General features: G+C 60.5%; 12 protein-coding genes. 10 read left to right on the forward strand and 2 right to left on the reverse strand.

Annotation, left to right across the window (positions count from 1 at the left end):
* Positions 1 to 59: 59 nt before the first annotated feature.
* From JFT63_RS23285 to JFT63_RS23305, 5 genes are all read left to right on the forward strand, one after another.
* Positions 60 to 1682: an MFS transporter gene (locus JFT63_RS23285; protein WP_198844875.1), complete on the forward strand. Its 1623-nt coding sequence runs from the start codon at positions 60 to 62 to the stop codon at positions 1680 to 1682.
* 217 nt (positions 1683 to 1899) lie between these two features.
* Complete coding sequence (locus JFT63_RS23290; RefSeq protein WP_198844876.1) at positions 1900 to 3849, forward strand: DNA topoisomerase III; 1950 nt, start codon at positions 1900 to 1902, stop codon at positions 3847 to 3849.
* A gap of 129 nt (positions 3850 to 3978) precedes the next feature.
* Positions 3979 to 4419, forward strand: a complete 441-nt coding sequence (locus tag JFT63_RS23295) for a CBS domain-containing protein (RefSeq protein ID WP_198708503.1) — start codon at positions 3979 to 3981, stop codon at positions 4417 to 4419.
* Between the two features lie 9 nt (positions 4420 to 4428).
* Entirely contained in the window at positions 4429 to 5280 is an 852-nt protein-coding gene (locus tag JFT63_RS23300; protein WP_198844877.1) for an NAD-dependent protein deacetylase, read from the forward strand.
* Positions 5281 to 5855: 575 nt separating this feature from the next.
* Positions 5856 to 6185 (forward strand): hypothetical protein, encoded by a 330-nt coding sequence (locus JFT63_RS23305; protein WP_003190335.1) that lies wholly within the window; start codon positions 5856 to 5858, stop codon positions 6183 to 6185.
* 55 nt (positions 6186 to 6240) lie between these two features.
* On the opposite strand, the gene JFT63_RS23310 is transcribed toward JFT63_RS23305, so the two are convergent.
* Entirely contained in the window at positions 6241 to 7143 is a 903-nt protein-coding gene (locus JFT63_RS23310; protein ID WP_057704304.1) for a LysR family transcriptional regulator, read from the reverse strand.
* 133 nt (positions 7144 to 7276) lie between these two features.
* Between JFT63_RS23310 and JFT63_RS23315 the strand changes: the two genes are divergently transcribed.
* The 4 genes from JFT63_RS23315 (at position 7277) to JFT63_RS23330 (ending at position 11093) form a co-directional block, all read left to right on the forward strand.
* Positions 7277 to 7975: a CoA transferase subunit A gene (locus tag JFT63_RS23315; RefSeq protein WP_010211319.1), complete on the forward strand. Its 699-nt coding sequence runs from the start codon at positions 7277 to 7279 to the stop codon at positions 7973 to 7975.
* 31 nt (positions 7976 to 8006) lie between these two features.
* Positions 8007 to 8666, forward strand: a complete 660-nt coding sequence (locus tag JFT63_RS23320; protein WP_186563296.1) for a CoA transferase subunit B — start codon at positions 8007 to 8009, stop codon at positions 8664 to 8666.
* Positions 8667 to 8677: 11 nt separating this feature from the next.
* Entirely contained in the window at positions 8678 to 9859 is a 1182-nt protein-coding gene (locus JFT63_RS23325; protein ID WP_198844878.1) for an acetyl-CoA C-acetyltransferase, read from the forward strand.
* A gap of 439 nt (positions 9860 to 10298) precedes the next feature.
* Positions 10299 to 11093, forward strand: a complete 795-nt coding sequence (locus JFT63_RS23330; RefSeq protein ID WP_198844879.1) for a DUF4349 domain-containing protein — start codon at positions 10299 to 10301, stop codon at positions 11091 to 11093.
* On the opposite strand, the gene JFT63_RS23335 is transcribed toward JFT63_RS23330, so the two are convergent.
* Positions 11094 to 12179: a DUF1615 domain-containing protein gene (locus tag JFT63_RS23335; protein ID WP_198844880.1), complete on the reverse strand. Its 1086-nt coding sequence runs from the start codon at positions 12177 to 12179 to the stop codon at positions 11094 to 11096.
* A 273-nt stretch (positions 12180 to 12452) separates the two neighbouring features.
* Between JFT63_RS23335 and JFT63_RS23340 the strand changes: the two genes are divergently transcribed.
* On the forward strand, positions 12453 to 14112 hold a 1660-nt coding region (locus JFT63_RS23340), incomplete at its 3' end, for a DUF6531 domain-containing protein (RefSeq protein WP_233102389.1).

The raw sequence follows: 14112 nt of genomic DNA on the forward strand, positions 1-14112 counted from the left end.
GCGCCGAGATTGGCGCCGACAGTGGAACAACAATAAATAATCACTGTGAGGGACACCCAATGTCAGAACATGCTCAACCCCTGGGCTCGGCGGCCAGTGCAAGCACTGCCAACGAATCAAGAAAAGTCATCTTCGCCTCCTCCCTTGGGACGGTGTTCGAGTGGTATGACTTTTTCCTCTACGGCGCGCTGGCGGCGGTGATCAGCAAGCAGTTCTTTGCCGGGGTCAACGACACCACGGCGTTTATCTTTGCCCTGATGGCCTTCGCCGCAGGCTTTGTAGTGCGGCCATTCGGTGCGCTGGTGTTCGGCCGCCTGGGCGACATGATCGGGCGCAAGTACACCTTCCTCGTCACCATCATCTTGATGGGCGTGGCGACCTTCTGCGTCGGGCTGCTGCCGACCTACGCCAGCATCGGCATCGCCGCACCGATCATCCTGATCGTGCTGCGCATGTTGCAGGGCCTGGCCCTGGGCGGCGAGTACGGCGGCGCGGCCACCTATGTGGCCGAACATGCGCCGCCAGGCAAGCGCGGGCTGCATACCAGCTGGATTCAATCCACCGCCACCCTCGGCCTGCTGCTGTCGCTGCTGGTGGTGCTGGCCTGCCGTTACTTCACCGGCGATCAGTTCGAAGTGTGGGGCTGGCGCATTCCGTTCCTGTTTTCCATCGTGCTGCTGGGCATCTCGACCTGGATCCGCATGAGCCTGCATGAGTCGCCGTCTTTCCTGAAAATGAAAGAGGAAGGCAAGGCCTGCAAGGCGCCGATCCGTGAGTCGTTCGGTCAATGGGAAAACCTCAAGGTCGTACTGATCGCCCTGTTCAGCATCAACGGCGGGCAGGCCGTGACCTTTTACGCGGCGCAGTTCTATGTGCTGTTCTTCCTCACCCAGTTCCTGCGCATGGACCCGGCACTGGCCAATATGCTGCTGATCATCAGCGTGGTGATTGGCGCGCCGTTCTTTATCCTGTTTGGCTGGCTGTCGGACAAGGTCGGGCGCAAGCCAGTGCTGATGCTCGGCCTGCTGCTGGCGACCGCGCTGTACTTCCCGATCTTCAAGGGCCTGGCCCACTACACCAACCCGGCGATGGACCAGGCCAGCCGGCAGGCGCCGATCACCGTGATGGCCGACCCGGCCACCTGCACCTTTCAGTTCGACCCGGTGGGCAAGGCGCGTTTTGACAGCCCATGCGACAAGGTCAAGACCTTCCTGGTCAAGCAGGGCCTGCCCTACAGCAGCGCCGCCGCCCCGGCAGGCAGCCCGGTGCAGGTGAGCGTAGGCGATGTGCGCATCGACGGCTTTGATGAAGCGGCACTGCGTGGCGCCGTGACCCTGGCCGGCTACCCGTCTTCGGCGGACGTGGCACAGGTCAACAAGGTCATGGTGGTGGTGCTGATCGTTGTGCTGATCCTGATCGCGGCCATGTGCTACGGGCCATTGGCGGCGTTGATGGTGGAGCTGTTTCCGACGCGTATTCGCTACACCTCGATGTCCCTGCCCTACCATATCGGCAACGGCTGGTTCGGCGGCTTCCTGCCGACCGTATCGTTCGCCCTGGTGGTGTACACCGGCGATATCTTCTATGGCTTGTGGTACCCGGTGGTGGTGACCGGGGTGAGCCTGATCGTAGGGTTGTTCTGCCTTAAAGAAACCCGACATGTGGACATCGACAACAACTGATACCTCTTCCCTGTAGGAGCGAGCTTGCTCGCGAAGAACCTGAGAGCGACGCGGGGCAACAGGTTCCCCGCGTTATCGTTAACGATGTTCGCGAGCAAGCTCGCTCCTACAGTGGGCTGGCACACACAAATTGCTGTACATCCATACAGATAATGGTTGCTCAAATCCTTCTGACTAAGCATCCTGCAAGGCATCAACCCGATCTGATGTGATGACCATGCGGCTGTACCTCTGTGAAAAACCCTCCCAGGCCAAGGATATCGCGGCCGTGCTCGGCGCCAGCCGCCGCGGCGACGGCTGCTGGGTGGGCAACGGGGTTACCGTCACCTGGTGCATCGGCCACCTGCTGGAAACCGCCCCGCCCGACGCCTACGACGCCAAATACAAACGCTGGGTGCTGGCCGATCTGCCGATCGTCCCGCAAAAATGGAAGATGCTGGTCAAGCCCAAGACCGCCAGCCAATACAAGGCCGTCAAGCGCTTGCTGGGGGAAGCCCATGAATTGGTGATCGCCACCGACGCCGACCGTGAGGGCGAAATGATTGCCCGTGAACTGGTGGAGCATTGCCGCTATCGCGGGCCGATCCAGCGGCTGTGGCTATCGGCACTCGACGATGCCTCCATTCGCAAGGCCCTTGCGGCACTCAAACCGGGCGCCGAAACCTTCAGCCTGTACCACTCCGCCCTGGGCCGTTCCCGCGCCGACTGGCTGATCGGCATGAACATGAGCCGTCTGTTTACCTTGCTGGGGCGCCAATCCGGTTATCAGGGCGTATTGCCGGTAGGCCGTGTGCAAACCCCGACCCTGCGCCTGGTGGTGGACCGTGATCGCAGCATCGCCGACTTCGTGCCGGTGGCGTACTGGGCCATTGATGTCGACTTGCGTCACGAAGGCATGACCTTCACCGCCCAGTGGCGCGCCAACGAAGATGCCTGCGATGACCAGGGCCGTTGCCTCAACCCGCAACTGGCGCGGGACGCGGCCAACGCCATGGGCAACGCGAACACCGCGCGGCTGGTTAAACTGCGTACCGAACGCATGCGCGAGGTAGCCCCCCTGCCCTTCGACCTCGGCACATTGCAGGAAATCTGTTCGAAAAAGCTAGGCCTGGGCGCCCAGGAAACTCTGGATATTGCCCAATCCCTTTATGAAACCCACAAGGCCATCACCTACCCGCGCAGCGATTGCGGCTACCTGCCGCTGAGCCAGCACAGTGAGGCGCCGAAGATCCTCGCGGCGCTGGGCCGTGCAGATGCGGCGGTCAACGAACTGATGCCGCACATTGACCCCCAACGCCGCTCGCGGGCCTGGAACGATGCCAAAGTCAGTGCCCACCACGGCATCATCCCCACCGGGGCCGGCAAGGATGTCAGCCAACTGACCGGCAAACACCGTGCGGTGTACACCCTGATACGTGCGCGCTACCTGGCGCAGTTCCTGCCCAACCATGAATACGACCGCACCCAGGCGGATTTCGACTGTGCCGGGCAGGCGTTGCGTGCGGTGGGCAAAGTCATCATCGAAGCGGGCTGGAAACGCGCATTGCCTGAAGCACTGGCGCCCAGCAAAGGCCGAGAAGCCCCCGCCCCCCAGGCCTTGCCGACGCTGGTACAGGGCCGGGACTATGCCGTGGCCAAGGTCAACCTAAAGGACCTGTGGACCCAACCGCCCAAACCCTTTACCGAGGGCGACCTGATCAAGGCGATGAAAAACGTCGCCAAACTGGTGCAAGACCCGCTGCTCAAGCAGAAGCTCAAGGACACCACCGGCATCGGCACCGAGGCCACTCGCGCCGGGATCATCCAGGGCTTGCTGGACCGCGGTTACCTGGTGAAAAACGGCAAGGCCCTGTCTGCAACCCCGGCGGCGTTCAGCCTGATCGACGCGGTACCCCGCGCCATTGCCGACCCCGGCACCACCGCTATCTGGGAACAAGCGCTGGACATGGTGCAAAGCGGCGAAATGAGCCTGGAAGAATTCGTCGCCAAGCAAGCGGCGTGGATGAGCAAGCAAGTGGCGCGCTGTAACGGTATGCGCATGACCATCACCGGCCCCGCCAGCCCTGCCGGTCGAGGCGCCACGCCCTGGAAGAAGAAACGCAAGAGCGCTCCACGCAAGGCGGCCGCCAGTCCAAAGCGGGCAAAGAAACCGACAACAGCAGGCTAAAACACGTAAAAATCCGGCAAATGACGTTTTTCGACAGGTTTAACGCCGTATTGGACCTTGCTACGACGGGTTCGGTCTAGGATTCTGTAGGGGATCTGGACTACCAACAACAACACCGGAGTGGCCGCCATGAAGACCGTCGCACAATTGCTCAAAGCCAAGGACCAAAAAAACCAGGACGTCCACACGATCAAATGGGACCACACCGTGTTTGAAGCGCTGGTGCGGATGTCGGAGAAAAACGTCGGGGCCTTGCCTGTGGTCAAGGATGACGTGGTGGTAGGCATCATCAGCGAACGCGATTACGCCCGCAAAATCATGCTCAAGGGCCTGTCGTCGGTCACCACCAAGGTCCATGAGGTCATGAGTTCGCCGGTGATAACGGTGGACACCCATAAGAGCGTCGAGGAATGCATGAACATCATGACCGACAGTCACCTGCGCCACCTGCCGGTGGTCGAAGACGGCAAACTGTTGGGCCTGCTGTCCATCGGTGACCTGGTCAAGGAAGCCATTGCTGAGCAAGCCGCCTTGATCAAACAGTTGGAGCAGTACATCCGCGGCGAATAGGTGGAACCCATGCTCGACACCCTGGCACATCAGGAAGACCACCTCGACACCCTGTACCGAGCCATGGCCGACCGGCGCTTTGTCGTACTGACCGGTGCGGGCATCAGCACCTCATCGGGCATACCGGATTACCGCGACGGTGAAGGTGTACGCCGGGGCAAGGCGCCGATGATGTACCAGGAGTTTCTTGCCACTCCCGAGGCGCGGCGTCGTTACTGGGCACGGGCGATGCTGGGTTGGCCGCGGGTACGTATTGCGCAGCCGAACAAGGCGCACCTGGCCCTGGCGACGCTGCAACAGCGTGGGCTGATCAGCGGGCTGATCACGCAAAACGTCGACACCCTGCATGACCAGGCCGGCAGCCATGACGTGATCGAACTGCATGGCAGCTTGCATCGCGTGCTGTGCCTGGATTGCCAACTGCGCAGCGAGCGCGATGTGATCCAGCGGCAGATGGAAGTCGATAACCCGCATATGGCGAAGGTTCACGCTGTGCAAGCACCGGATGGCGACACGTTGCTCGATCCGGCGTTTGAACAGCGCTTTCAGGTACCCCGCTGCCCCCATTGCCATGGCGAACGGCTCAAACCTGACGTGGTGTTCTTTGGCGAGAATGTCTCACCTGCGACGGCGCTCAAGGCGATGACCGCGATAGACCACGCTGAGGGCCTGCTGGTGGTGGGCTCGTCGCTGATGGCCTATTCGGCGTTTCGCCTGTGCAAGGCGATGGTCGAACAGGGTAAGCCGGTGATCGCGATCAACCTGGGCAAGACTCGGGGGGATGAGCTGCTGCAGATTAAAATCCAGGCATCCTGCGAGCAACTGCTGCCATTGTTAGTCGACCGACTCCACCCTCTGTAGGAGCGAGCTTGCTCGCGAAAATCGTCAACGATGACTCGGAACACCTGACACCCTTGCGGTGGGCTCAGGTTTTTCGCGAGCAAGCTCGCTCCTACAGGGCGGGTTAAACGCCCGACCTGCACCGCCAAAAAATGACGCCCAAGTCACGTTTTCTCGCATTTCCCCGTCCCCACAGCAAATTATGTAGTGCTCAAAAATAATCACTACATAATCGTTGACGTAACCTTTTTGTCCTTGCATGATCTAGACGTCTCCCGGATCGGGAGCGTTGGTAACAAGCGTTTTGAACAGGCTCGTCTGACCGCCGAGCTGTTTTTCCGGATGTGCACTGCCCACAAGGCAGATTGATGAAGCTGACCAGTCCCGAAAGGGTCCGGTACAAGGAGCTAAAACGCTGCTTGTCTTCGTTATGAAAGCGTTGCGTAGCAGTTCATCAGCAAGACTACATGCATCAGGTTCAAGACCCTGCCCGTATTCGGCAGACCGTGACTGACGCCCGGTTTTCGGAACCGGAGACAACTAAGCAGTTTTAACGAATCAATTGATAGATCGCCAACTGGTCAAGGGGCTTACACATGAATCTGAACAACCAACCAACTATCGATGAATTGGCTGAGATGTTCGCAGCGCAGAAAGACACACTCGACGACCATATCCTGTGGATTGGCAAATCGGGCGAAGTGCAAATTGACTGCCTGGCGCCCCATACCGAAGAAGCCGAGTTCGACCGCAATAACCGTGAACTGGCGGCGCGCCTGAAGATGTACCGTCGTGGCCAGGGTTATGTCGGCAAGAAGGCTGCAGCTGATCGCAACTTTATCGAGCAGGTGTTCGATACACTCAACAATGCCTGGGCATCTTTCAAAGACAGCTCGCAAGTTAAAGTGATCGACCGTTACTACTAAGTATTACTCCATCCATGCGGAAGCTGGCTTGCCAGCTTCCGCATTTTTTATAGCGTTAGAACGTTGGAAACCTGCCCTTCCCCGCCTCATCGCGAAAAATATCGAACAACACTTGCGCCGCCGCCGACAACTCATGCCCCGGTTTGGTCAGCACCCCAATCGGGCGCTCGATCACCGGGCCGGTCAAGGTAATGCAACGGGCACCCGCCTCCTCCATCTGCCGAGCGCATAACGCGGGCACGGCGCTGACGCCCAGCCCGCTGGCGACCATCTTGCCGACAGTCGCCAGTTGATGGCTCTCCAACGCTACCGGTAGTTTCATCTGCAAGGCGCCGAGGTGTTCTTCCAGCATCACCCGCACCGTAGAGGGCCGTTGCAACGTAATAAACGGCTGCTCCAGCAAGGTTTTCCAATCAATTTCGGCACGCTGAGCCAACGACGAATCCCCTGGCACCACGGCGATAAAGCGGTCCAGGTACAACGGCGTAAACGCCAACGACGACCCTTCGGACGGCTCGAACGCCACGCCCAACTCCACCTGACGGTCGCGCACCATCTCCAGCACCTGTTCGTTGATCAAGTCATGCACTGTCACATTCACCTGAGGGTAACGCGCGCGGAATATCTTCAGGATCGGCGGCAACAGGTTCCCGGCAAACGACGGCATGGCCGCCACCGTCACGCGCCCCCGTTGCAGGGTAAAACGCTGACGCAGTTCGTCCTCGGCGTTGTCCCAGTCGGCAATCAACCGTCGCGCCAGGGGCAACAGCGATTCGCCTTCAGGGGTCAGCGCGACGTTACGGGTATTGCGGCTGAACAGGCGCCCGCCCAAGCCCTCTTCCAAGCCTTTGATGGTCAAGCTTAATGCCGACTGGGAAAGGTGCAGGCGCTCACAGGCAGCCGCAAAACTCAGGCTTTGCGCAACGGCGAGAAAGGCACGCATCTGTTTGACGGTCATAAGGCAGCTCCAGACAGCGGTTGGACTATGCTGTTTTCTAAATCAATCAACCTTAAAAAACAACTTAACAAATCAATCCACTGGCGCAACACTCAACTCACTGGCTGGACCACACACAATAAAAGAGGTGCATATGGCAGGTTTCGATAAACGCGTGGCGTCCTATGAAGAAGCGCTGGCAGGCCTGGAAGACGGCATGACCGTACTCTCCGGCGGTTTTGGCCTGTGCGGCATTCCGGAAAACCTCATTGCCGAGATCAAGCGCAAAGGCACCCGTGACCTGACGGTGGTTTCCAACAACTGCGGCGTCGATGGCTTCGGCCTGGGCGTGTTGCTTGAAGAAAAACAGATCAGCAAGGTGATCGCCTCCTACGTGGGTGAAAACGCCTTGTTCGAGAAGCAACTGCTCAGTGGCGAAATCGAAGTAGTCCTCACCCCCCAGGGCACCCTGGCAGAAAAAATGCGCGCAGGCGGGGCCGGCATTCCGGCCTTCTTCACCGCTACCGGCGTCGGCACTCCGGTTGCCGAAGGCAAGGAGACCCGCGAATTCAATGGCCGCCCGTATTTGATGGAAGAATCGATCACCGGCGATTTCGCCATCGTCAAAGGCTGGAAAGCCGACCACTTCGGCAACGTCATCTACCGCCACACCGCCCAGAACTTCAACCCACTGGCCGCCACCGCGGGCAAGATCACCGTGGTCGAAGTCGAGGAAATCGTCGAACCGGGCGAACTGGACCCGGCGCAGATCCACACCCCTGGCATCTACGTCGACCGGATCATCTGCGGCACCTTCGAGAAGCGCATCGAACAGCGCACCGTCCGCAAGTAATCCACGTCCAGAACAATAAGAGGAAACAACCATGGCTCTTACCCGCGAACAAATGGCTCAACGCGTCGCCCGCGAAATGCAGGACGGTTACTACGTGAACCTGGGCATCGGCATTCCGACCCTGGTGGCCAACTACATCCCCGACGGCATGGAAGTGATGCTGCAATCGGAAAACGGCCTGCTCGGCATGGGCCCGTTTCCGACTGAAGACACCATTGATGCCGACATGATCAACGCCGGCAAGCAGACCGTCACCGCACGCATCGGCGCCTCGATCTTCTCCTCCGCCGAGTCGTTCGCGATGATTCGCGGTGGGCATGTCGACCTCACCGTACTGGGCGCATTCGAAGTGGACGTGCAAGGCAACATCGCTTCGTGGATGATCCCCGGCAAGCTGGTCAAGGGCATGGGCGGCGCCATGGACCTGGTGGCCGGTGCGGAAAACATCATCGTGATCATGACCCATGCGTCCAAGGACGGTGAGTCCAAGTTGCTCAGCCACTGCAGCCTGCCGCTGACCGGCGCCAACTGCATCAAGCGTGTACTGACGGACCTGGCGTACCTGGAAATCGAAAATGGCGCTTTTGTCCTCAAGGAACGCGCACCTGGCGTCAGTGTTGAAGAGATTGTGAGCAAGACCGCCGGTAAACTGATCGTCCCGGACCACGTTCCAGAAATGCACTTCCAGTGAGGACAGATTCCATGCAAGACGTCGTGATTGTTGCTGCCACCCGCACCGCCGTGGGCAGCTTCCAAGGTTCGCTGGCGAACATTCCGGCCCCGGAACTGGGTGCCGCCGTGATCCGTCGCCTGCTGGAGCAGACCGACCTGGACCCGGCCCAGGTCGATGAAGTGATCCTCGGCCAGGTGCTCACTGCAGGCAGCGGCCAGAACCCGGCGCGCCAGGCTTCGATCCTCGCCGGCCTGCCCCACGCGGTGCCCAGCCTGACCCTGAACAAGGTCTGCGGCTCGGGCCTCAAGGCTTTGCATCTGGGCGCACAGGCCATCCGTTGCGGCGACGCCGAGGTGATCATCGCCGGTGGCATGGAAAACATGAGCCTGGCCCCCTACGTATTACCCGCCGCGCGCACCGGTTTGCGCATGGGCCACGCGAAGATGATCGACAGCATGATCACCGATGGCCTGTGGGACGCGTTCAACGACTACCACATGGGCATCACCGCCGAGAACCTGGTGGACAAGTACGGTATCAGCCGTGAAGCCCAGGATGCGTTCGCCGCAGCCTCCCAGCAAAAAGCCGCCGCAGCCATTGAAGCCGGGCGTTTTGCCGATGAGATCACCCCAATCCTGATTCCTCAGCGCAAAGGCGACCCGGTGGCTTTCGCGGTGGACGAACAACCCCGCGCCGGTACCACCGCCGATTCCCTGGCCAAGCTCAAGCCGGCGTTCAAGAAAGACGGCAGCGTCACCGCCGGCAACGCCTCCAGCCTGAACGACGGCGCTGCGGCCGTGATGCTGATGAGCGCCGACAAAGCCAAGGCTCTCGGCCTGCCCGTACTGGCGCGTATCGCCAGCTACGCCAACGCGGGCGTCGACCCGGCCATCATGGGCATCGGCCCGGTCTCGGCCACCCGCCGCTGCCTGGACAAGGCAGGCTGGCAACTGGCTGACCTGGACCTGATCGAGGCCAACGAAGCTTTCGCTGCGCAATCTTTGGCAGTGGGCAAAGAGCTGGAGTGGGACGCGGACAAGGTCAACGTCAACGGCGGTGCGATCGCCATCGGCCACCCGATTGGCGCCTCAGGCTGCCGCGTGCTAGTGACTCTGCTGCATGAAATGATCAAGCGCGACGCCAAGAAAGGTTTGGCGACGCTGTGCATCGGCGGCGGCCAAGGCGTCGCCCTGGCGCTCGAACGCAACTGAATCGAATCGCTATTGTGGCGAGGGAGCTTGCTCCCGTTGGGCTGCGTAGCAGCCCCATGCCAATAAGAGCAACACAGAAAAGGCCCGGCTCCACGAAAAGCCAGGCCTTTTCTTTTATCGATACCCCTGAATGAACTCGGTCAAAATGTGGGAGCTGGCTTGCCTGCGATAGCGGTCTATCAGTCAGATCATTGCTAACTGACACACCGCTATCGCAGGCAAGCCAGCTCCCACATTTGATCTCACTGCCTGTCAGCGTGCGGCACCGCAAACACCGCGCTCGCCCGCAGCACCACACGCTCCTGCACCTGCACCTGCACCTGCAAACTCAGCGTGGCAAACGCCATCAGCCGGACAAATCCCGGGCAATGCTTTGCGTTAATGGGCCAGACCCGCTTTAATCTCGGCCAATTTCTTCTGCACATTTCAAGGAAACGCCATGCGCCACCTGGACGGCAACTCCCACCCGCTTCGCGCGCCGCTGTTGATCTTGCTCGCCGGCCTGGCCTTGGCCGGTTGTTCCCCCAAGGACCACTCTCGCGCCACGGTCATCAATGGCGAGCAAGGCAAGGCCGGGGCGCAACTGGCCTATGAGCATGAACTGACCCTGGCCCTGCCCGGTGCCCTGCTCGCGCCGCGTATGCAGGCCACCCGTGAGGCGTGTGAAACCGCACGCCTGGGTGCCTGCAATATTCTGGGTATTACCGAAGACGGCGAGGGTGGCCAGATTATCCTGCGGATTGCACCCACGGGTGTGGAACCCATGGTCGCCCTCGCGGCTGAAGGCGGCAAACTCGGCCAGCGCATCACGACCGCTGAAGACCTGGCCGATGCGGTCGCCGATGTGCGCCGCCGCCAGGAGCGCCTGCAAGCCCAGCAGCAACGCCTCGATGAACTGGCCAAGCGCAAGGACATCACCGTCAGCGACTTGATCGTTCTTAGCAAGGAGCAAGCCGGTATCGAAAATGAGTTACAGGCATTGGCTCAGGTTGCCGCCGGCCAGCAACGCCGCCTCGACACCAACCGCGTAACCTTGAACTTCCGTTCCTCCGACGGCGCCAACCAGGTGTCAAGGTTCACCCGGATGTTCAGCAACCTGGGAGACAACCTGGTGAACGGCACAGCAGACGCCCTGGAACGTGCCAGCTATGTGCTGCCCTTCGTGATCCTGGCGTTCCCGGTGGTGTGGCTGTGGGTGGGCTTGTGGCGCCGGTTCGTCAAGCGTCGCGGTTGATCAGCGCTTCATGCAGCGCTGGTAACGCTCATCCACGCGCTTGGCAAACCAGGCCGTGGTCAGGTTGCGGGTGATCTTCGGGCTCTTGAGCACAATACCCGGCAGGATCGCCCGTGGCAGCGGCTTGCCGGCCGCCTGGTCGGCCAGGCTGAAAACGCGCTTGTACAAGGTGGTGTCCTCGAAATCCAACTGCTCGCCCTGCTCCAGTTGACTGCGGATGCTCGGGTTGCGCATATCCAACTTCGCCCCCAGTGAACGCACCGCCAGCTCGGTGGTGCCGGGCAGCAATGAGCCATAGCGGATCAAGTCGCCATCCAACGCCAGCTCTTTGCCTGAAACACGACTGACTGCAGCCTGGAACGCGGCATTGCGGCTGGCGTACCAACCGGCATTGAAGTCGGCAAAGCGGTACAGCGGCTGGTCATAGCTCACCGGGTAGCCGAGCAAATGGGCGATACCAAAGTACATGCCACCGCGACGGGTGAACACTTCGCGGCGAATCGTACCGTCGACCGTGTAGGGATAACCGCGTGCCTGCTTCTGCGCAAAGTCGATACTGACCTGCATCGGGCCTGCGGTGTGCACCGGGTTGAAGCCGCCGAACAAGGTATTGCCCAGCGGCACCATGCTGATGAAGTCGTCGAAGATCGCGCTCAAGTCCTTCTCCGTGCGTGCGGCATTCAGGCGGTCGGCGTAGGTTTTTCCGGTAGGCGAACGCAATTGCAGGGCACTGCGTACCACGAAGGCCGGCACATGCACCTTGCCGGCGCGGCGCAGGATTTCGTCCTGAGCGATCTTGCCCATGCCTGGCACGGGTGGGTCGACGTGATAGGTAGACTCCTGCTCGGTCACCGCCAGCACGGCGCAGATGTTTTCGGTGCTGGGGTAGATCTTCTGGGTGTCGAAGGCGGTGTAGATGTCCTGAGCCCAACCATTGCGGTCCGAAACCTTGGCGGGCAACAGGCGCACGATCTGCGCCTTCACCTCGGCCTCACTGCGTTCGGGCTGCTGCGGGCCACGGGAGGTGGAGCAACCGGCCAGCACCAGCAAAGGCATGAGGCAAAAGAGCAGACGACTTGGATACATGAGGCTTCCTTGGTTAACGACGGGACGGGCAGTGCAGATATCGACAGGTAAGTCTAACCGGGGTTCGTCGGTGAACCGAAGCGGATGCCGGCCCCTAGCTGAAACATCCCACATAACTGCCGGATAAGCTCTACTCCTCTGCCCTGCGAACCGCTGCAAAGTCCCTCGCCTGATCATTGAGTGCGAGGGACCGCCGATGTACTGCTCCGTTAATGCTTTGCCCCCCGGGACAGCCACTTGAACCCGGCCATTGGCAGGCTCGCCCTGACACCAATGGACGTGAAAACGGTCGACGTTGAAAGCGTCTTCCGTGATTTTCGCGATTGCCTGAATACCTTTGACGATTGGGCCGATAGCTTCTGGAGCTTCTCGGCGCTGGCGCTTGAGCAGGTGTTCAAGGTCGGCGACGAGGTAGCGCTCGTTGCCCCGATCAATCGCTCCCTGTTTCCCGGCAGCACCGTCGCCACTTGCCAGGCCAACGGTACGTTGACCCTGGTGCATATGTTCCAGAGCACGCGGTTCGTGCCGATCGGCAACACGGCGGTGCTGTTGCAACGCGTTGATCCAAACGGCGGCCCGTTGGGCGAGCCCATCCACAAGACCATCGGCCCGAGCGGCATCCTTGAGATCACCGAGTGTGATCGCAACCAGCAATACCGGGTGAGCTTTTACCCCAACGTTTCCCGCGAACACGTCAAGGCGCTGTATGCGTCCTACCAGTCGGTGATCGCAGGGTTGGAAAGTCGGCTGCGCAACGAATGGACCGGCACCTTCGAGGCCCAGTGGAAAAACCACACAGACATCAGCCCGCTTGACCGGCGCCGACTGCTGGAAACGGCGTTTCTCAGCGGAATGGGCAAGGCGCTTTACGACCTCTGGGACACCGTCACACAGCTGTATGAGCTGCTCGCGAACCTCAAGCCCAACAGCGAAAAGCTGCTGCAGTACCTCTCACACACTGAACTCGACGAGCTGCTGGCACTGGGTAATGACTCCATCGCCAAGGGGTTGTTAGTGCTCAGCGATGAGCCGCTGCTGTTCATCCATGTGTCGGCGCTGGTCAGTTGGATGCGCATGTTGCCGCCGCCGCAGATGACTGAACTGTGGGGAGAAATCACCGGTGAGGTGCTGATCAACCTGCTGCTGATTTATGCCTTGGGGGCGATGGGTATCGCGGTGCGGTTGGGGTCTCGGGTACTCAGTGGCGTCAAGTCCGGGCAAGCACGGGCGTTGCTGGAATTGCTGGCCAAGCAAGTCTCGGGGCCGCGGTTGGACACTCATGTCGAGGCCGCCAAGCCTGTGTTGCTCAATAGCGCAGCGGTGCCGGTCAAGGCAGTGCCGGTGGTGCCGTTGAAGGCGGGCGAAACGCTGGTTTCGAACCCGGTGCCGGTGGTGCGCAGCAAGACCCGGCAGACCGTATTGGTCCGGCAGGAACACGTCGATGATGCGCCTGCCGTGGCGTCGAATCCGAAGGGAGATGCGGCGGCACCAGCGGACAAGACCGTCACCAACGGCTGCCCGGTGTCGATGGTCACCGGCGAGGAATTGCTGACCCTCACCGATGGCGCGTTGGATGGGATTTTGCCGTTTGCGTGGACGCGGCTGTATCGCACCAGTGCGGTGGATGTGGATTGTGGGTTGGGGTTTGGTTGGAGTCATGGACTGGCCCATCGGCTTGCGGTGTCGGGCGATTCGGTGGTGTGGACCGATCATGAGAACCGCTCGACTACCCTGCCCTTGCCGACTTCTACTCGACCGGCGATCACCAACAGCCTGGCCGAAGCGGCGATCTATTTAGGCTCGGCTCCTGATGAGCTGGTGCTGGCCCAAGCGTCGCGGTTTTATCACTTTCGTAACGGTGTGTTGGTTTCCATCAGCGATGCGTATGACAACCGCCTGCGCATTTGCCGTGATCGATCTGGGCGGATTGAGC

This window comes from Pseudomonas sp. MF7453, from assembly GCF_016405455.1.
GTDB classification, from domain to species: domain Bacteria; phylum Pseudomonadota; class Gammaproteobacteria; order Pseudomonadales; family Pseudomonadaceae; genus Aquipseudomonas; species Aquipseudomonas paralactis.